This is a genomic window from Streptomyces sp. NPDC044921, assembly GCF_056432865.1.
Window position 1 is genome coordinate 336,188 of record NZ_JBWKIF010000006.1, and the last position, 18,088, is coordinate 354,275.

Below are 18,088 nucleotides of genomic sequence, written 5' to 3' on the forward strand. Positions count from 1 at the left end.
GCGGCGACGGACCGCCGCCACACACACGGGGGGACCACCCATGGCACTGTTCGGCAACGCCCACACCGTCGACCCCGCCTCCGCCCAGCAGGACTACGCCCGTCTGCTCGGCCACGGCGAGCAGGTCCACGCCGCGTTCCTGCTGATCCGCGACACGATCCTCTTCACCGACCGCCGCCTGATCCTCGTCGACAAGCAGGGCATCACCGGCAAGAAGGTCGAGTACCACTCCGTGCCCTACCGCAGCATCACCCACTTCGCGGTGGAAACGGCGGGCACCTTCGACCTCGACGCGGAACTCAAGATCTGGATCTCCGGCACCCCCACCCCCCTCCAGAAGACCTTCACCAAGGGCGTCGACATCTACGAGGTCCAGGCCATCCTGACCCAGTTCGTGGCACGGTAGCCCTGCGTACGACAGGACGTCGCTGGGGAACACTCCGGTCCAGGAGACGTGGAGAGAGCTGGAGACGGTGGTCGCCGCTCACTTCCCGGGCAGGGGATTCTGGGCGTGCGAGGAGTGACGCGCGGGTGCCGGGTACGGCAGTGGCCCGGAACCGACGTCGGTTCCGGGCCACTCACGTCGCTGCTACGCCCTACTTCGGCTGCGGCTTGCGCACCGACAGGTGCAGTTCCTTCAGCCGTGCCTCCTCCAGCTCCGTCGGCGCGCCCATCATCAGGTCCTGGGCGTTGCCGTTGAGCGGGAAGGCGATGGTCTCGCGGATGTTGGGCTCGTCCGCGAGGAGCATCACGATGCGGTCGACGCCGGGGGCGATGCCGCCGTGCGGCGGGGCGCCGAAGCGGAAGGCGCGCAGCATGCCGGCGAACTTCTCCTCGACGGTCTCCCGGTCGTACCCGGCGATCTCGAAGGCCTTGAGCATGATCTCCGGCTCGTGGTTCCGGATCGCGCCGGAGGACAGCTCGACGCCGTTGCAGACGATGTCGTACTGCCAGCCCAGGATGTCCAGCGGGTCCTGGGTCTGAAGGGCCTCCAGACCGCCCTGCGGCATGGAGAACGGGTTGTGCGAGAAGTCGATCGCGCCGGTCTCCTCGTCCTTCTCGTACATCGGGAAGTCGACGATCCAGCAGAACCGGAAGACGCCCTCCTCGAAGTGGCCGGCGCGCCTGGCCGCCTCGACCCGGACCGCGCCCATGATCTTGGAGACCTCGTCGAACTCGCCCGCGCCGAAGAAGACCGCGTGGCCGGCGGCCAGCGAGAGCCGCTTGGTGAGCTCCGCGACGTTGTCCTCGGTGAGGAACTTCGCGATCGGGCCGGACAGCGACCCGTCCTCGCCGACGCGGACCCAGGCCAGGCCCTTGGCGCCCTGGGAGACGGCGAAGTCACCGAGCTGGTCGAAGAACTTGCGCGGCTGGGCGGAGACGTCCGGCACCGGCAGGGCACGCACGTGCTTGCCGGCGAAGGCCTTGAACTCGGAGCCCTCGAAGATGTCGGTGATGTCGACGAGTTCGAGCTGGGCCCGCAGGTCGGGCTTGTCGGAGCCGTACTTGAGCATCGCCTCGCGGAACGGGATGCGCGGGAACGGGGACGTCACGTGACGGCCGTTGCCGAACTCCTCGAACAGCTCGGTCATCAGCTTCTCGATCGGCTGGAAGACGTCCTCCTGCTCGACGAAGCTCATCTCGACGTCGAGCTGGTAGAACTCGCCCGGCGAGCGGTCGGCGCGGGCGTCCTCGTCGCGGAAGCAGGGCGCGATCTGGAAGTAACGGTCGAAGCCCGAGATCATCAGCAGCTGCTTGAACTGCTGGGGCGCCTGCGGGAGGGCGTAGAACCTGCCCGGGTGCAGACGGGACGGGACGACGAAGTCCCGGGCGCCCTCGGGGGAGGTGGCGCTCAGGATCGGGGTCGCCATCTCGTTGAAGCCCAGCGCCGTCATCTTCCGGCGGATCGCCGAGATGACCTGGGTGCGCAGCATGATGTTGCGGTGCATGCGCTCGCGGCGCAGGTCGAGGAAGCGGTACTCCAGGCGCCGCTCCTCGTTGACGCCGTCCTCGGTGTTGATCGTGAACGGCAGCGGGGCGGCCGCGCCGAGCAGCTCGACCTCGCCGACCTCGACCTCGACCTCGCCGGTCGGCAGGTCGGGGTTGACGTTCTCGGCACCGCGGGAGACGACCTTGCCGTCGACGCGGACCGTCGACTCCTTGGAGAGCTTGTCGAGGGCCTCGTAGGCGGGGGTGCCGGGCCGGGCCACGAGCTGCGTGATGCCGTAGTGATCGCGCAGATCGATGAAGAGGATGCCGCCCAGGTCGCGCCGATTGTGCAGCCAGCCACTCAGCCGGACGTCGGTGCCGACGTCAGAGGAGCGGAGCTCGCCGCAGGTGTGGGACCTGTACCGATGCATCGTCGTTCATCCAGTCTTCGCTGATCGGGGTCTGTGTTTCACGTGAAACTGGTCCCCAGCGTACCGGGCAGGCGAAGATCGACTCTCCCGAGTTCCGCGCGGGTGACGATCGAGCGCCCTTCCGCTCTCGGTGGCAGTGTTCGAGCGCGTCTTCTTAAAGTGGGGCAATGCGCACTGGCGAGCCCCTGCCCGCCGTGGGGGAGGCCCTCGCCGCCCTCGCGACCGGCCTGTGGCACTGGGACACCGCCACCGGGCTGGTCACGGTCGATGCCGAGGCGGCACGGCTGCTCGGCCTGCCCGCCGAGCAGGTCAGCCTCACGGAGGCCCAGACCCGGGCCCGGTTGCACCCGGTCGACTGGAACGAGATCACCGGTGTGGTCCAGCTGGCCGTCGCCGAGGGGACCCTCGCCGAGGTGCGCATCCGGATCATGGACGAGCAGGGGCAGGTGATCCGGGTCGTCCGCAGCCGCTCCAAGCCGACCTTCGACCGGGCGCGGAAGGCCTACCGGCTGATCGGGACGCTCCAGGAGGTCACCGAGCCGACGCCGGGCACCCCGGCCGGGCGCAGTGCGGTCACCGGTGACTGGCGGCGCTCGCGGGAGGCGTTCCTGCTGGACGCCGGCCGGGCTCTGGCCGAGGCGCGTTCCACGCAGGAGGTCCTGCGGGTCACGGCGAATCTGTCGATGCCCGGGTTCTCGCCGGACGGGCTCGCGGTGTTCGGCGTGGAGGGCGACCGGCTGACGGTCATCGGCCACCACGGACAGCAGCGGGGTACCGAGAGCCCCTTCTCGGACATGCCGCTGGACACGGACTACCCGGCCGCCGAGGTGGTGCGCACCGGCCGGGCCGTGTACCTGTCCTCGCCCGAGCAGTACAAGGCCCGCTATCCGCTGACCTGGCCGCTCGCCGAGCGGTTCGGCCGCCGGTCCTGGGCGTTCCTGCCGCTGATCGTGGCGGGCCGCACGATGGGCGCGTGGATGGCGGCGTTCACCTACCCGGTGGCGTTCACACCGGACGAGCGGTCCGTGCTGGCGACGGTGGCGCGGATGCTGGCGCAGGCGCTGACCCGGGCGGGCCTGGCCGAGAGCGAGCGGGCGCTGACCGACGGCCTGCAGCGCACGATGCTGCCGCGGCTCGGCCCGCAGCGCATCCCGGGCATGAGCGTCGCCGCCCGTTACGTGCCCACCGGCGGCGGACTCCAGGTCGGCGGCGACTGGTACGACGTGATCCCGCTGCCCAGCGGGCGGTTCGCGCTGGTCATCGGGGACGTCCAGGGGCACGACGTGCGGGCGGCGGGGCTGATGGGCCAGTTGCGGATCGCCCTGCGGGCCTACGCCTCGGAGGGCCACCGCCCGGACGCGGTGCTCTCCCGCGCCTCCCGCTTCCTGCACGGCGTCGGCGACGAGGATCCCACCGACCCGCGCTTCGCGACCTGTGTCTACGTGGAGGTCGACCCGGCGTCGGGGCTGCTGGACATCGCCCGCGCGGGGCATCCGGATCCGGCCATCCGGATGTCCGACGGCACGGTGCTGACCCGGCCGACGTCGGGCGGCCTGCCGCTGGGTATCGACCCGGACGCCGACTACCCCACGACCCGGATCGCGCTGGAGCCCGGCGAGACCATGCTGATCTGCACGGACGGCCTGATCGAGACCGGCGGGCACGACCTGGACACGGGCTGGCGGCGGCTGCGCGCGATCCTGGAGGAGCACGAGGGCGATCTGGAGGAGCTCGCCGACACCCTGGTGCAGGCCGTGCACGGGCCGTCCTCGCACCACACCACCGGCCCGCTGGCGGACCGCCGCGAGGACGACATCGCGATGCTGCTGCTGAGCCGGGACGGCGCGGGCTGCGGCTGCGGTGACACCCTGGCGGCGGCTCCACCGGTACGCCGCTCGGTGCTGACGGTCGCCCAGGCCGAGCCCGAGCGGATCGCGGTGGCCCGGCAGCAGCAGCGGGAGCTGCTGCACGACTGGGCCTGCCCCGACCAGGTCGACTCGGCGGTGCTGCTGGTGTCCGAGCTGCTGACGAACGTCCTCGTGCACACCGACTCGGACGCGCTGCTCGTCACCGAGATCACCGGCGAGGTGGGGGAGCGGCGGCTGCGGATCGAGGTCACCGACGCGGGCGACGACCTGCCGCACAAGCGCAGGCCGGGAGAGCTGGCGTCCTCCGGCCGCGGACTGGTCCTGATCGAACTGCTCGCGCACGCCTGGGGGGTCGACCCGCGCGGCGAGGGCAAGAGCATCTGGTTCGAGCTCTACGAGTCCGTGGACGGCTCGGGCGACGGTTCCTGGTCGCCGTGACCGGGCCCCGGCAGCCACCCGCCCGGACCCGGTACACCCTCTCGCGGGACCGCCGGGTGGCGACCATGGACGACGTCACCACCCGGGTGAACCCGAGGCGCGGTGAGGCGCGTCAGGCCTGCGGGCCGCTCTCGGTCATGCCGTGCACCGCGGGGACCGTGCCCAGGCGGCCCTTCTGGAAGTCCTCGAAGGCCTGCATGAGCTCGTCCTTGGTGTTCATCACGAACGGGCCGTAGTGGGCCATCGGCTCGCGTATCGGCTGCCCGCCGAGCAGGACGACCTCCAGGTCCGGCGTGTGGGAGTCCTGCTTGCCGTCCGCGCGGACGGTCAGCGAGGAGCCGGCGCCGAACACCGCGGTCTGGCCCGTGTGGACCGGGCGGCGGTCGGCACCGACGCTGCCGCGCCCGGCCAGCACGTACGCCAGGCCGTTGAAGTCCTCGCGCCACGGCAGGGTGAGCTCCGCGCCCGCCGCCACCGTCGCGTGGATCATCGTGATCGGCGTGTGCGTGATGCCCGGGCCCTGGTGCCCGTCCAGCTCACCGGCGATGACCCGCAGCAGCGCGCCGCCGTCGGGGGTGGTGAGCAGCTGGACCGAGCCGCCGCGGATGTCCTGGTAGCGCGGGGCCATCATCTTGTCCTTGGCCGGGAGGTTCACCCACAGCTGCAGGCCGTGGAAGAGTCCGCCGGACATCACCAGGTGCTCCGGTGGCGCCTCGATGTGCAGCAGGCCCGAGCCCGCGGTCATCCACTGGGTGTCGCCGTTGGTGATGGTGCCGCCACCGCCGTTGGAGTCCTGGTGGTCGAAGATGCCGTCGATGATGTAGGTGACGGTCTCGAAACCGCGGTGGGGATGCCAGGGCGTGCCCTTGGGCTCACCCGGCGCGTACTCCACCTCGCCCATCTGGTCCATCATGATGAACGGGTCGAGGTAGCGGTAGTTGATCCCCGCGAACGCCCGGCGCACCGGGAAGCCCTCGCCCTCGAAACCGCTCGGGGCGGTCGTGACGGCGAGCACGGGACGTGCCACGGCGTCGGCGGGGGCGGTCACGCGGGGCAGCGTCAGCGGGTTCTCGACGGTCACAGCAGGCATGTCGGTTCCTCCTCGTGTACGCCCACTTTAGTTGAGCGTTGAACTTCCTGCCACCCCAAACAGAGAAAACCGGGAGGGCATTCCCGGGCGACGGCGCAGCGAACCACGGGATGCGGGCACGGCGAAAGACCGGCACCCCCGCATCGGGGGCGCCGGCCTTCGTACGTGCCGCCCAGGCGGCCGGATCACGCTCCTCGCCGCGGCGGGCTCCTTCCGCACGAGCTCGTCACGACCGCGCTACGGCTCCCGGGCGACCTGGCGCCGGGCCGGGCCCGTGCCTGCCGGGGAGCCGACGGCGAGGGCCCGGTGGTCCGCCGAGCGACGGTTTGCCTAGCCGTACATCCGGCGCATCGCGAACTCGACCATCTGCTCCACGGCCTTCGCGTCGAACACCATGCGGTGCTCGCCCTCCATGTCGAGGACGAAGCCGTAGCCCGTGGGCAGCAGGTCCAGCACCTCGGCGCCGGTGATCACGAAGTACTTGGACTCCTTGCCCGCGTACCGGCGCAGTTCCTTGAGCGTGCTGAACATCGGGATGACCGGCTGCTGCGTGTTGTGCAGGGCGAGGAAGCCGGGGTTGTCGCCGCGCGGGCAGTACACCTTCGACGTGGCGAAGACCTGCTGGAAGTCCTCGGCCGCCATCTGCCCCGTCGTGAACGCGCGCACCGCGTCCGCGAGGGAGGGCGGGGACGGCTCGGGGTACAGCGGCGGCTGCTGCCCGTAACCGCCGGACATCGGCTGCTGCGGAGGGGCGTACTGCGCTTGCGGGCCCGCTGTCTGGTCGTAGCCGTACATGAGCGCAAGCGTACCGAGAGCGGCCGGGCGGCCGGGCCGGTATGCGGTCCCGGGAAACCGACAGCTACTTGACAGCGCCCGGCCCGTGGATCGCCGGGGCCGCCGCTCGTAGCGTCGGGTCATGGACGGACACCACGCCGAAGGCCCGCACGAGCACGACCGGGGCCTGACCCACGACCTGCCCGTGCTCGCCCGCCGCAGGATGATCCGGCTGATGGCGGGTGCGGGCCTGTTCCCGCTGGCGGGCTGCACCTCGGACGGGCAGCCCCAGGCGCCGGCCTCCTCGTCGTCCTCGTCCCCGGCGTGCGCGGAGATCCCGCAGGAGACGGCCGGGCCCTTCCCCGGGGACGGCTCGAACGGCGTGAACGTGCTGCGCGAGAGCGGGGTGGTCCGCGGCGACATCACCCGCAGCTTCGGCGACTCCGCGGGCGGCACCGCCGAGGGGTGCCGCTGACCCTCACCCTCACGGTGGTGGACGCCGCCTCCGGCTGCGAGGCCCCCAAGCGGGGCGCCGCCGTCTACGTCTGGCACTGCGACCGGGACGGCGGCTACTCGCTGTACTCGGAGGGCGTCACGGAGGAGAACTACCTGCGGGGCGTGCAGGAGACGGACGGGGCGGGCCGGGCCACCTTCACCAGCGTCTTCCCCGGCTGTTACGAGGGCCGCTGGCCGCACGTGCACTTCGAGGTCTACGCGAGCCTGGCGGACGCCTCGGCGGCGCGCTCCGTGACGAACACCTCGCAGCTGGCGTTCCCGGCGGACGTCTGCGCGGCGGTGTACGCGACGCCCGGGTACGAACGCAGCGTGACGAACCTGCGCGGCCTGTCGATCGAGCGGGACGGCGTCTTCGCCGACGGCCACGACCGGCAGCTGGCGACCGTCACGGGCAGCGCGGACGAGGGCTACACGGCGGCCCTCACCGTACCGGTATGAGCCACGCGTCACAGATGACCGGATCGGGGTTGCTTCTTATTACCGACGGGTAGCATCATGCGTAGCTACTTGTTGGTACGTGAACTAGCGCGAGGATCCAGTGCCTCGCCGATCTCTCTACGGAGCCGGGAGCCGTCGCCATGGGGCACTACAAGTCGAATCTCCGCGACATCGAGTTCAACCTCTTCGAAGTACTCGGGCGCGACAAGGTCTACGGCACCGGCCCGTTCGAGGAGATGGACGTCGAGACCGCGAAGAGCATCCTGGAGGAGCTGACCCGCCTCTCGGAGAACGAGCTGGCGGAGTCCTTCGCCGACGCCGACCGCAACCCGCCGGTCTTCGACCCTCAGACCAGCACCGCGCCGATCCCCGAGTCCTTCAAGAAGAGCTACCAGGCCTTCATGGACTCCGAGTACTGGCGCCTCGGCCTGCCCGAGGAGATCGGCGGCACCACCGCGCCGCGCTCCCTGATCTGGGCCTACGCCGAGCTGATCCTGGGCGCCAACCCGGCCGTGTGGATGTACTCCTCGGGCCCGGCCTTCGCCGGCATCCTCTTCGAGGAGGGCAACGAGGTCCAGAAGCACATAGCCAAGATCGCCACGGAGAAGCAGTGGGGCTCCACGATGGTGCTCACCGAGCCCGACGCGGGCTCCGACGTGGGCGCCGGCCGCACCAAGGCCGTGCAGCAGGAGGACGGCTCCTGGCACATCGAGGGCGTGAAGCGCTTCATCACCTCCGGTGAGCACGACATGTCGGAGAACATCCTCCACTACGTGCTGGCCCGTCCCGAGGGCGCGGGCCCCGGCACCAAGGGCCTGTCCCTGTTCCTCGTCCCGAAGTACCTCTTCGACTTCGAGACCGGCGAGCTGGGCGAGCGCAACGGCGTCTACGCCACGAACGTCGAGCACAAGATGGGCCTGAAGGCCTCCAACACGTGCGAGATGACGTTCGGCGACAAGCACCCCGCCAAGGGCTGGCTGATCGGCGACAAGCACGACGGCATCCGCCAGATGTTCCGCATCATCGAGTTCGCCCGCATGATGGTCGGCACGAAGGCGATCTCCACGCTGTCGACGGGCTACCTGAACGCGCTGGAGTACGCCAAGGAGCGCGTCCAGGGCCCGGACCTGGCCAACTTCATGGACAAGACCGCCCCCAAGGTCACCATCACCCACCACCCGGACGTGCGCCGCTCGCTGATGACGCAGAAGGCGTACGCGGAGGGCATGCGCGCCCTGGTGATGTACACCGCCTCGATCCAGGACGCCATCCAGATCAAGGAGGCCGCCGGCGAGGACGCCTCCGTCGAGCACGCGCTGAACGACCTGCTCCTGCCGATCGTCAAGGGCTACGGCTCCGAGAAGGGCTACGAGCTGCTCGCCCAGTCGCTGCAGACGTTCGGCGGCTCCGGCTTCCTCCAGGAGTACCCGATCGAGCAGTACATCCGGGACTCCAAGATCGACACCCTCTACGAGGGCACCACGGCCATCCAGGGCCAGGACTTCTTCTTCCGGAAGATCGTCCGCAACCAGGGCGCCGCGCTGAACTCCCTCGCCGAGGACATCAAGAAGTTCCTGGCGCTCGGCACCGGCGGCGAGGAACTGGCGGGCGCCCGCGAGCACCTGGCCAAGGCGGCCGTGGAGCTGGAGGCGATCGTCGGCCTGATGCTGACCGACCTCGCGGCCACCGAGCAGGACGTCAAGAACATCTACAAGGTCGGGCTCAACACCACCCGCCTGCTGATGGCCTCCGGCGACGTCGTCGTCGGCTACCTGCTGCTCAAGGGCGCCGCGATCGCCGCCGAGAAGCTGGAGACCGCCTCCGCCAAGGACAAGGCCTTCTACACCGGCAAGATCGCCGCCGCGAAGTTCTTCGCCGCCAACGTCCTGCCGGGCGTCACGCTGGCCCGCAAGGTCGCCGAGGGCGTCGAGCTGGACCTGATGGAGCTGGACGAGGCCGCGTTCTAGACCTCACTCCCCTCCTGTGCGCGAGGGCCCGTTCCCCACCGCGGGGAACGGGCCCTCGTCCGTCGTTAAGGTGAAGCCATGACCCAACCTGCCCGCCCGTCCTCCCCCGCGAGCGCCCCGCGCGCGACCCGCACGTTCGACCGCGGCCACACCGACGACCTCATGGCCTTCCTCGCGGCGAGCCCCTCGCCGTACCACGCGGTGGCCAACGCCGCCGAGCGGCTGGAGAAGGCCGGATTCCGCCAGGTCGCCGAGACGGACGCCTGGGACGGGACGAGCGGCGGCAAGTACGTGCTGCGCGGCGGCGCGATCGTCGCCTGGTACGTACCGGAGGGCGCCGCGCCGCACACGCCGTTCCGCATCGTCGGCGCCCACACCGACTCCCCCAACCTGCGGGTCAAGCCGCTCCCCGACACCGGGGCGCACGGCTGGCGCCAGGTGGCCGTGGAGATCTACGGCGGACCGCTGCTGAACTCCTGGCTGGACCGCGACCTGGGCATCGCCGGCCGGCTGACCCTGCGCGACGGCTCGACGCGCCTGGTCGACGTGGACCGGCCGCTGCTGCGGGTCCCGCAGCTCGCCATCCACCTGGACCGCTCGGTGACGGCCGACGGCCTCAAGCTCGACAAGCAGCGGCACATGCAGCCGGTCTGGGGCCTCGGCCACGACGTGCGCGACGGCGACCTGATCGCCTTCCTGGAGGAGACCGCCGGCATCCCCGCGGGCGAGGTCACCGGCTGGGACCTGATGACGCACTCGGTGGAGCCGCCGGCGTACCTGGGCCGCGACCGCGAACTGGTGGCCGGCCCGCGCATGGACAACCTGCTGTCGGTGCACGCCGGAACGGCCGCGCTCGCCGCCGTCGCCTCGGCGACGCCGAAGCCCGCGTCCATCCCGGTCCTGGCCGCCTTCGACCACGAGGAGAACGGCTCCCAGTCGGACACCGGCGCGGACGGACCGCTCCTCGGCACCGTGCTGGAGCGCTCGGTGTACGCGCGCGGCGGCTCCTACGAGGACCGGGCCCGCGCCTTCGCCGGCACGGTCTGCCTGTCCTCCGACACGGGCCACGCCGTCCACCCCAACTACGCCGAGCGGCACGACCCGACGCACCACCCGCGCGTCAACGGCGGCCCCATCCTCAAGGTCAACGTCAACAACCGCTACGCCACCGACGGTTCGGGCCGCGCCGAGTTCACCGCGGCCTGCGAGGCGGCCGACGTGCCGTTCCAGTCGTTCGTCTCCCACAACGCCATGCCCTGCGGCACCACGATCGGCCCGATCACCGCCGCCCGGCACGGCATCCGGACCGCCGACATCGGCGTGGCCATCCTGTCGATGCACAGCGCACGCGAACTCTGCGGCGCCGACGACCCGTTCCTCCTGGCCAACGCCCTGACGGCCTTTCTGGAAAGGTAGAACGGCCCGTCACCGCATGGGTGTTCGCCCCGGGGGTACCCGGTGTTGCGGGACCGGAACGACCGGACCGTACAGGGAGGCGACACACATGGGCCTCGGCGGATGCATCATCCTCATCGCCGTGGGAGCCATCCTCACGTTCGCGACCGACTGGGACATGCAGGGGGTCAACCTCGACCTGGTCGGAGTGATCCTGATGATCGTCGGACTGATCGGCGTCACGACGTTCAGCAGCATCGCCAGGCGCCGGCGCGTGGTGATGCCCCCCACGACGCCGGTCGTGGACGACGGACGGCGCCCCACGCGCGACGGCTACAGCGACGGTTACGGGGTGTGAGACCAGCGGGTCCGCACCCCGGGCCGTCGAGCCCGGGAAGGCTTTCGACGTAACACCCCCTCGTCCCGGCGCGCACGGCGGGCGCAGGACGTGACCCCCCACTGCTCCGCTACTCCTCGTCCATCCCGGCCAGGACCAGGCGCAGCCGGTCCGTGCCCGTCGCGGTCAGACGGACGGGCACGGACCAGTCCTGCCGGTGGACGTGGCAGGCGGGGTAGGGGTGGGCCGGGTCGTCGGGCTCAGCCCGTCGGCCTATCGGCGGCGTTTCGGGGGCGGTGGTGGGGAAGTTCTGGTCCCATGAGATTCCTCGTGTACGACCGGCTCCTCGGCTTCGGTGACGACTACTGGATCGAGGACGAGCACGGCGCCAAGGTGTTCCTCGTCGACGGCAAGGCGCTGCGCCTGCGCGACACCTGGGAGCTGAAGGACCCCCGGGGGCGCGTCCTCGTCGACATCCACCAGAAGATGCTCGCCCTGCGCGACACGATGGTGCTCCAGCGGGCCGGGGAGCCGCTGGCCACCATCCGCCGCAAACGGCTGTCCCTGCTGCGCAACCACTACCGCGTCTCCCTGGCCGACGGCAGCGAACTGGACGTCAGCGGCAAGATCCTCGACCGCGAGTTCGCCGTCGAGTACGACGGGGAGCTGCTCGCGGTGATCTCCCGGCGGTGGCTGACCGTGCGGGACACCTACGGCGTCGACGTCGTCCGCGAGGACGCGGACCCGGCGCTGCTGATCGCGGTGGCGGTGTGCGTGATCCACCTGGCGGAGAAGGAGCGGGAGGACTGAGAGCGCCCGGTCAGGGCCTGCGCGGCGGCCGGAGTCCGAGCATCCGGTCCTTCAGCGCCGGGAACTGCTCACGTGTCGCCGCGACCTTCCCCGGGTCGAACTCCACGGTGAGGACCTCCTCGCCCGCCCCGGCCTCGGCCAGCACCTCGCCCCACGGGTCGACCACGACCGAGTGGCCGGACTGGGGCACCCCGGCGTGCGTCCCGGCCGTGGCGCAGGCCAGGACGAACGACTGGTTCTCCACGGCCCGGGCCCGGGCCAGCAGCGTCCAGTGGGAGCGGCGGCGCTCGGGCCAGCCCGCCGACACCACGAGCGTCTCGGCCCCGGCGTCGACGAGCCCGCGGAAGAGTTCGGGGAAGCGGAGGTCGTAGCAGGTCGCCAGGCCCAGGGTCGTCCCGGGCAGACGCACCGTCACCAGTTCGTCGCCCGCCCCCATCAGCACGGCCTCGCCCCGGTCGAAGCCGAAGCGGTGGATCTTGCGGTAGGCGGCGGCCAGGTCGCCGGAGGGCGAGAAGACGAGGGAGGTGTTGTAGAGGGGGCCGTCCGGGTCCCGCTCGGGGATGGAACCGGCGTGCAGCCAGACGCCCGCGTCGCTCGCGGCCTTGGCCATCGCCTCGTACGTCGGTCCCTCGAGCGGCTCGGCCTCCGGGCCGAACGCGTCGTAGGCGAAGGCACCCGTGGTCCACAGCTCCGGCAGGACGACGAGATCGGCCCCGGCCTGCTCCCGGACCATCGAGGCCGCCCGCCGGCGGCGCGTCGGGACCGATTCGCCCTCGTCTACGGCGATCTGGATCACAGAGGCGCGCACACTACCACCGTCCTGGCATTCGAGCCGTCCACACAGGCCTACGATCGTCACACGAAAGCACTGCCGGGGTGCCCCACAGCAGCGTAACTTAGCTCGCAAGACACCCGCCGACAGCCGCCACCTCCCACTGGCAACGCCGCCACCACCTGCCCGTGCACCGACCGCCGAGGGGTCCCGTTCCGTGAGTCTGCATCCCACCCTCCAGCCCTACGCCGACGCCTGGACCCACTCCATCGAAGCGATATCCGAGCTGGTCCAGCCGCTAGCGGAGGCCGACTGGAACCGGCGCACGCCGTGTCCGGGGTGGTCGGTGCGGGACGTGGTGTCCCATGTCATCGGCCTGGACTGCGAGATGCTCGGCGACCCGCGCCCCATCCACACCCTGCCGCGCGACCTGTTCCACGTCACGAACGACCACCAGCGCTACATGGAGATGCAGGTCGACGTCCGCCGGCACCACACGGCCCCGGAGATGACCTCCGAGCTGGAGTACGTGATCATCCGCCGCAACCGCCAGCTGCGCAACGACTCGCGCGACCCGGGCGCGAAGGTGCGGGGGCCGCTCGGGGCGGAGCTCACCCTGGAGGAGTCCATGCGGCGCCACGCCTTCGCCGTGTGGGTGCACGAGCAGGACCTGCGCACGGCCCTCGGCCGCCCCGGCAACCTCGACTCCCCCGGCGCGCACGTCACCCGTGACGTGCTGCTCGGCGAACTGCCGCGCGTGGTGGCGGAGGACGCGCAGGCGCCGCGCAGCTCGGCGATCGTCTTCGACGTGCACGGTCCGGTGGAGTTCCTGCGCACGATCCGCGTCGACATCAACGGCCGCGGCACCCTGGAGACGGCCCCGGCCCTGGGCCCGGCCGCCACGCTCACCCTCGACTGGGAGACCTACGTCCGCCTGGCCTGCGGCCGCGTGACGCCCGAGGCGGTCTCCGACCGGCTCAAGACGGAGGGCGACCCGGACCTGACGGCGGCGATCCTGCGCAACTTCTCCGTGACGCCGTAGCGAACGGGCCCCGGCCGCGGGCAGCACGGCGGCGATCCCGCGGGACTTCCCTGGACGCCGCAGGCAACGGGTCCCCGGCCGCGGGCAGTCGTGCAGGGGCCGCTCGGCTGGGCGCCGAGGGGCACCCCCCGCTCGACGCGCCCGGGGAAGGCGCACCGCGCCGCGCACCCACCCGGCCCGGGCACCGACACCCGAAGCCGGCACCGCGCCGCGCACCGACCCCGGCAGGTCCCGGGACCCGAAGCCGTAAAGCGCGTGCCGCCGCCCCACGCCCCGCCGTACCGTCCACTCCCATGACCCCACCACCCCGCCGCACCGGCCGCCTCACCTTCCACGGCCCCCTGTCCGAGACCCGCGCGGACGCCCTCGTACGACGCCTCGCGGGCCACTCTCCCGCGACGGTCCTGGACATCGGCTGCGGCTGGGGCGAGCTCATGCTGCGCGTGCTGGCCGCCGTCCCGCAGGCGACCGGAACGGGCATCGACCTGGACGCCGGGGACCTGGCCCGGGGCCGGCGCAACGCCGAGAGGCGCGGGCTCGCACACCGGGTCCGCTTCCTGGAGGAGTCCGCCACCGGCACGCCCCACGGCCCCGCCGACCTCGTCCTGTGCGTCGGCGCCGGTCAGGCCCTCGCCGGCCACCTCCCCGACGCCCTGGCCGAACTGCGCCGGCTGGTCACCGACGGGGGCCGTGTCCTGCTCGGCGAGGGCTTCTGGCAGCGCACCCCGACCGATGCCGAACTGACCCGCATGTGGCCGGGTGCCGCCGTCACCGACCACCCCGACCTGCCGGGCCTCGTCGACCTGGCGATCCGGGCGGGGTTCCGGCCGGAGTGGACGGAGACCGCGAGCCCCGGCGAGTGGGAGGAGTTCGAGTCGGCCTACCTCGCGGACACCGAGGTGTGGCTCGCCGGGCACCCCGGCGATCCCCGGGCCGAGGAGACCCGGCAGCGCGCCGACCGCCACCGCGCCGCCTGGCTCACCTACCGCGGCGTCCTGGGGTTCGCGTACCTCACGCTCGTGCCCGTGGCGGGCCGCTGACCCGGTTACGCCGGCACGTGCACCGTCTCCACCCGGCTCGCCACCAGCCGCTCCCGCTCCCGCCGCGCCGCACGCCTGCGCAGCCGCAGGATCTGCGTGACGCCGAGCGCCTGCAGCACGAAGACGGCCGAGAACGCCACCGTGTAGTCGTCGCCGGTGGCGTCCAGCAGCACACCGATGGCGAACAGCGTGGTCATGGAGGCCACGAAGCCGCCCATGTTGGTGATGCCGGAGGCCGTGCCCTGCCGCTCGGGCGGGTTCGCGGGACGGGCGAAGTCGAAGCCGATCATCGACGCGGGCCCGCACGCCCCGAGCACCGCGCACAGCACGACCAGCAGCCACATCGGCGCGTGCGGCGCCGGATGGAGCAGCGTCACCGCCCACAGCACCGCCGTCGCGCCGACCGTGCCGAGCGCCAGCGGCAGCCGGGCCCCGTGGTGCCGGGCGATGATCTGACCGTAGACCAGGCCGACGACCATGTTGGACAGCACCACCAGCGTGAGGAGTTCACCGGCCGTCGCGCGGGACAGCCCCTGCGCCTCGACCAGGAACGGCAGCCCCCACAGCAGCAGGAACACCATCGCCGGGAACTGGGTGGTGAAGTGCACCCACAGGCCCAGCCGCGTCCCGGGCTCCCGCCAGGAGGCGGCGATCTGACGCCGTACGTAGGCAGCGCCCCGGTGCGGCACCGGCTCCGGTTCGTGGCTCTCCGGGTGGTCCTTCAGGAACAGCAGGACCAGCACGAACACCACCGCACCGGCGGCCGCGCTGCCCGCGAAGGCGGCGGTCCAGCCGACGTCGTGCAGCAGCCGGGCCAGGACGAGCGTGGAGACCAGGTTGCCCGCCATGCCCACCAGACCCGCGAACTGGGCGACGAGCGGCCCGCGCCGGGCCGGGAACCACCGGGTGCCCAGCCGCAGCACGCTGATGAAGGTCAGCGCGTCACCGCAGCCGAGCAGCGCCCGGGCGGCCAGTGCCATGCCGTACGACGGGGAGAAGGCGAAGCCCAGCTGCCCGGCCGTGAACAGCACCGCGCCGAGCGCGAGCACCTTCTTGGTGCCGAGCCGGTCGACGAGCAGGCCGACGGGTATCTGCATGCCCGCGTAGACCAGCAGCTGGAGGATGGAGAAGGTGGACAGCGCCGAGGCGTTGACGCCGAAGCGGTCGGCGGCGTCCAGGCCGGCCACGCCCAGGGACGTGCGGAAGATGACGGCGACGAAGTAGACCGAGACGCCGACCCCCCAGACGGCGAGGGCCCGCCGTCCGCCTGGGGGTGCCCCCTCCGGGGGAGGGTCGCCCGGCAGCGAGGCGGAGCTCATCGGACCTCCCCCCGGGCCAGGTGGGAGAACCAGCCGACGTGCCGGTGGACGAGCCCGACGGCCGCCTCGGCGTCCCCGGCGCGCAGCGCGTCGAGGATCTCCTCGTGCTCGGCGAGGGTCTTGGCGATGCGGTCGGGGTGGGAGTGCATCACGGCCACGCCCATGCGCAACTGGCGGTCGCGCAGCTGGTCGTAGAGGCGGGAGAGGATCTCGTTGCCGCCGCTGCGGACGATCTCGGCGTGGAAGCAGCGGTCCGTGACGGCGGCGCCGGCGAGGTCGCCGGCGGCGGCCTGCTTCTTCTGCCGGGCCAGCAGTTCCTCCAGGCGCTCGATGAGCCCGGGCGGCGCGGGCACGGCCTTGCGCGCCGCGTGCTCCTCGACGAGCAGCCGGGTCTCCACGACGTCGGCGATCTCCTGCGCGGAGACGGGCAGTACGAGCGCGCCCTTCTTGGGGTACAGCCGGATCAGGCCCTCGGCCTCCAGCCGGAGCAGCGCCTCGCGCACGGGCGTGCGCGAGACCCCGACGGCCTCGGCCAGCTCGCCCTCCGTGAGGAGGGTCCCGCCCTCGTAGCGGCGCTCCAGGACGCCCTGTTTGACGTGGGTGTAGACGCGGTCGGCGGCGGGGGGTTGCTTCACGGCGGCCAGGGTCATGCCGACAGCATAGATACAACAGGTGTGCATGGATGCATCCGTCCAGTATGCGGACGTGCATGTCACACATCTGTGGCAAAGCGGGGGTCCCGCCCGGTGTGCGCACAACCAACTGTGCTACTTACGAGTCAGACACGTGCGGCCCCTTTCTCCTCGTCCTCAACTCGGCCGCACCGTTGGGGCATTCAACGCAATCGGGGTACTTGACTTGATAACCGGCATTAAGGGCATCCGCTTCCGCAGAGCCGCGGCCGTCGCCGTGACCACCGGCGCCATGCTCGCGACCGGCGCCCTCACCACCACACAGGCGCAGGCCGCCGCCACGCCCACGATCGCCGCCAAGGGCGGCTACGTGATGAACAACGCGACGGGCACGTCGCTCTACACCAAGGCGGCCGACACCCGCCGCTCGACCGGTTCCACCACCAAGATCATGACCGCGCTGGTGGTGCTGAAGCAGTCGAACCTCAACCTGGACAGCAAGGTCACGGTCCAGAAGGCGTACAGCGACTACATCGTCGAGAACAACTGGGCGTCCAACGCCAAGCTGATCGTCGGCGACAAGGTCACCGTCCGCCAGCTGCTGTACGGGCTGATGCTGCCGTCCGGCTGCGACGCCGCGTACGCGCTCGCCGACAAGTTCGGCTCGGGCTCGACGCGGGCGGCGCGCGTGAAGTCGTTCATCGGCAAGATGAACACCACGGCCAAGAACCTGGGTCTGAAGAACACCCACTTCGACTCGTTCGACGGCATCGGCAAGGGCGCCAACTACTCGACGCCGCGCGACCTGACGAAGCTCGCCAGCGCGGCGATGAAGAACTCCACGTTCCGCACGGTCGTCAAGACGAAGAAGTACACGGCGAAGACGACCACCAAGTCCGGCGGCACGCGGACGATGGCGCCGTGGGAGAACACCAACCCGCTGCTCAGCAGCTACACGGGCGCGATCGGCGTGAAGACCGGCTCCGGCCCCGAGGCCGGGTACTGCCTGGTGTTCGCCGCCACCCGCAACGGCAAGACGGTCATCGGCACGGTCCTGTCCTCGACCAACGCGACCACGCGCAAGTCGGACGCGACGAAGCTGCTCAACTACGGCTTCACCAAGTAGGACCCGCGCACGAGGAGGGGGCTCACCGCCGGTGGCGGTGAGCCCCCTCCTCCGTCCGCGCCGCTACGCCCAGGTGATCAGGCGCTTCGGCTGTTCCAGGATCGCCGCCACGTCGGCCAGGACCTTGGAGCCCAGCTCGCCGTCGACCAGGCGGTGGTCGAAGG

Annotated in this window: 16 protein-coding genes and 1 pseudogene; 10 read left to right on the plus strand and 7 right to left on the minus strand. The window is 71.3% G+C overall.

Annotated features, from left to right (window positions below; translation table 11 throughout):
* Positions 1-40 precede the first annotated feature (40 nt).
* Positions 41-406: a PH domain-containing protein gene (locus tag AC07DA_RS12640; protein ID WP_094058064.1), complete on the plus strand. Its 366-nt coding sequence runs from the start codon at positions 41-43 to the stop codon at positions 404-406.
* Positions 407-596: 190 nt separating this feature from the next.
* Here AC07DA_RS12640 and aspS read toward each other — a convergent pair whose 3' ends face one another.
* Positions 597-2,360, minus strand: a complete 1,764-nt coding sequence (aspS, locus tag AC07DA_RS12645; protein WP_479127274.1) for an aspartate--tRNA ligase — start codon at positions 2,358-2,360, stop codon at positions 597-599.
* Between the two features lie 167 nt (positions 2,361-2,527).
* Between aspS and AC07DA_RS12650 the strand changes: the two genes are divergently transcribed.
* A complete protein-coding gene (locus tag AC07DA_RS12650; RefSeq protein ID WP_479127276.1) occupies positions 2,528-4,666 on the plus strand; it encodes a SpoIIE family protein phosphatase in 2,139 nt (712 codons plus the stop codon).
* Between the two features lie 112 nt (positions 4,667-4,778).
* On the opposite strand, the gene AC07DA_RS12655 is transcribed toward AC07DA_RS12650, so the two are convergent.
* Both AC07DA_RS12655 and AC07DA_RS12660 read right to left on the minus strand, forming a co-directional pair.
* On the minus strand, positions 4,779-5,756 hold the full coding sequence (locus tag AC07DA_RS12655) for a pirin family protein (protein ID WP_479127278.1): 978 nt from the start codon (positions 5,754-5,756) through the stop codon (positions 4,779-4,781).
* A 330-nt stretch (positions 5,757-6,086) separates the two neighbouring features.
* On the minus strand, positions 6,087-6,551 hold the full coding sequence (locus tag AC07DA_RS12660; protein ID WP_094057835.1) for an SseB family protein: 465 nt from the start codon (positions 6,549-6,551) through the stop codon (positions 6,087-6,089).
* A gap of 121 nt (positions 6,552-6,672) precedes the next feature.
* Here AC07DA_RS12660 and AC07DA_RS12665 point away from each other — a divergent pair.
* The 5 genes and pseudogenes from AC07DA_RS12665 (at position 6,673) to AC07DA_RS12685 (ending at position 11,993) form a co-directional block, all read left to right on the plus strand.
* Positions 6,673-7,484 (plus strand): annotated as a pseudogene (locus tag AC07DA_RS12665) (dioxygenase family protein).
* Between the two features lie 140 nt (positions 7,485-7,624).
* Positions 7,625-9,451 carry an acyl-CoA dehydrogenase gene (locus AC07DA_RS12670; RefSeq protein ID WP_479127281.1) on the plus strand — a complete coding sequence of 609 codons (1,827 nt, stop codon included), beginning with the start codon at positions 7,625-7,627 and terminating at the stop codon, positions 9,449-9,451.
* 78 nt (positions 9,452-9,529) lie between these two features.
* The gene (locus tag AC07DA_RS12675) at positions 9,530-10,867 is read left to right on the plus strand and encodes a M18 family aminopeptidase (RefSeq protein ID WP_479127283.1); all 1,338 of its coding nucleotides are present in this window, start codon (positions 9,530-9,532) and stop codon (positions 10,865-10,867) included.
* 88 nt (positions 10,868-10,955) lie between these two features.
* Positions 10,956-11,204 (plus strand): DUF6458 family protein, encoded by a 249-nt coding sequence (locus AC07DA_RS12680; protein ID WP_479127285.1) that lies wholly within the window; start codon positions 10,956-10,958, stop codon positions 11,202-11,204.
* 297 nt (positions 11,205-11,501) lie between these two features.
* Positions 11,502-11,993: an LURP-one-related/scramblase family protein gene (locus AC07DA_RS12685; protein ID WP_479127287.1), complete on the plus strand. Its 492-nt coding sequence runs from the start codon at positions 11,502-11,504 to the stop codon at positions 11,991-11,993.
* A gap of 10 nt (positions 11,994-12,003) precedes the next feature.
* On the opposite strand, the gene AC07DA_RS12690 is transcribed toward AC07DA_RS12685, so the two are convergent.
* On the minus strand, positions 12,004-12,801 hold the full coding sequence (locus AC07DA_RS12690) for a carbon-nitrogen family hydrolase (protein ID WP_479127289.1): 798 nt from the start codon (positions 12,799-12,801) through the stop codon (positions 12,004-12,006).
* 181 nt (positions 12,802-12,982) lie between these two features.
* On the opposite strand from AC07DA_RS12690, the gene AC07DA_RS12695 reads away from it, so the two are divergent.
* The gene (locus AC07DA_RS12695; RefSeq protein WP_479127291.1) at positions 12,983-13,807 is read left to right on the plus strand and encodes a maleylpyruvate isomerase family mycothiol-dependent enzyme; all 825 of its coding nucleotides are present in this window, start codon (positions 12,983-12,985) and stop codon (positions 13,805-13,807) included.
* Between the two features lie 293 nt (positions 13,808-14,100).
* Positions 14,101-14,847 (plus strand): SAM-dependent methyltransferase, encoded by a 747-nt coding sequence (locus tag AC07DA_RS12700; RefSeq protein WP_479127293.1) that lies wholly within the window; start codon positions 14,101-14,103, stop codon positions 14,845-14,847.
* Positions 14,848-14,852: 5 nt separating this feature from the next.
* Here AC07DA_RS12700 and AC07DA_RS12705 read toward each other — a convergent pair whose 3' ends face one another.
* Entirely contained in the window at positions 14,853-16,166 is a 1,314-nt protein-coding gene (locus tag AC07DA_RS12705; protein WP_479127295.1) for an MFS transporter, read from the minus strand.
* The gene (locus AC07DA_RS12710; protein WP_479127297.1) at positions 16,163-16,816 is read right to left on the minus strand and encodes a GntR family transcriptional regulator; all 654 of its coding nucleotides are present in this window, start codon (positions 16,814-16,816) and stop codon (positions 16,163-16,165) included. The genes AC07DA_RS12705 and AC07DA_RS12710 overlap by 4 nt, the downstream gene beginning before the upstream one ends.
* Positions 16,817-17,024: 208 nt before the next feature.
* Between AC07DA_RS12710 and AC07DA_RS12715 the strand changes: the two genes are divergently transcribed.
* Positions 17,025-17,924, plus strand: a complete 900-nt coding sequence (locus tag AC07DA_RS12715) for a D-alanyl-D-alanine carboxypeptidase family protein (RefSeq protein ID WP_479127300.1) — start codon at positions 17,025-17,027, stop codon at positions 17,922-17,924.
* Positions 17,925-17,987: 63 nt separating this feature from the next.
* On the opposite strand, the gene AC07DA_RS12720 is transcribed toward AC07DA_RS12715, so the two are convergent.
* Positions 17,988-18,088: 2-oxo acid dehydrogenase subunit E2 (locus AC07DA_RS12720; protein ID WP_479127330.1), on the minus strand; the 101-nt coding region annotated here is incomplete at its 5' end.

Excerpts from the sequence above, each read along its gene's own strand:
- AC07DA_RS12650 (WP_479127276.1), top strand. The coding sequence starts at position 2,528 with ATGCGCACTGGCGAGCCCCTGCCCGCCGTGGGGGAGGCCCTCGCCGCC.
- AC07DA_RS12670 (WP_479127281.1), top strand. The coding sequence starts at position 7,625 with ATGGGGCACTACAAGTCGAATCTCCGCGACATCGAGTTCAACCTCTTC.
- AC07DA_RS12700 (WP_479127293.1), top strand. The coding sequence starts at position 14,101 with ATGACCCCACCACCCCGCCGCACCGGCCGCCTCACCTTCCACGGCCCC.
- AC07DA_RS12640 (WP_094058064.1), top strand. The coding sequence starts at position 41 with ATGGCACTGTTCGGCAACGCCCACACCGTCGACCCCGCCTCCGCCCAG.
- aspS (WP_479127274.1), bottom strand. The coding sequence starts at position 2,360 with ATGCATCGGTACAGGTCCCACACCTGCGGCGAGCTCCGCTCCTCTGAC.
- AC07DA_RS12710 (WP_479127297.1), bottom strand. The coding sequence starts at position 16,816 with ATGACCCTGGCCGCCGTGAAGCAACCCCCCGCCGCCGACCGCGTCTAC.
- AC07DA_RS12685 (WP_479127287.1), top strand. The coding sequence starts at position 11,502 with ATGAGATTCCTCGTGTACGACCGGCTCCTCGGCTTCGGTGACGACTAC.
- AC07DA_RS12680 (WP_479127285.1), top strand. The coding sequence starts at position 10,956 with ATGGGCCTCGGCGGATGCATCATCCTCATCGCCGTGGGAGCCATCCTC.
- AC07DA_RS12705 (WP_479127295.1), bottom strand. The coding sequence starts at position 16,166 with ATGAGCTCCGCCTCGCTGCCGGGCGACCCTCCCCCGGAGGGGGCACCC.
- AC07DA_RS12660 (WP_094057835.1), bottom strand. The coding sequence starts at position 6,551 with ATGTACGGCTACGACCAGACAGCGGGCCCGCAAGCGCAGTACGCCCCT.
- AC07DA_RS12675 (WP_479127283.1), top strand. The coding sequence starts at position 9,530 with ATGACCCAACCTGCCCGCCCGTCCTCCCCCGCGAGCGCCCCGCGCGCG.
- AC07DA_RS12655 (WP_479127278.1), bottom strand. The coding sequence starts at position 5,756 with ATGCCTGCTGTGACCGTCGAGAACCCGCTGACGCTGCCCCGCGTGACC.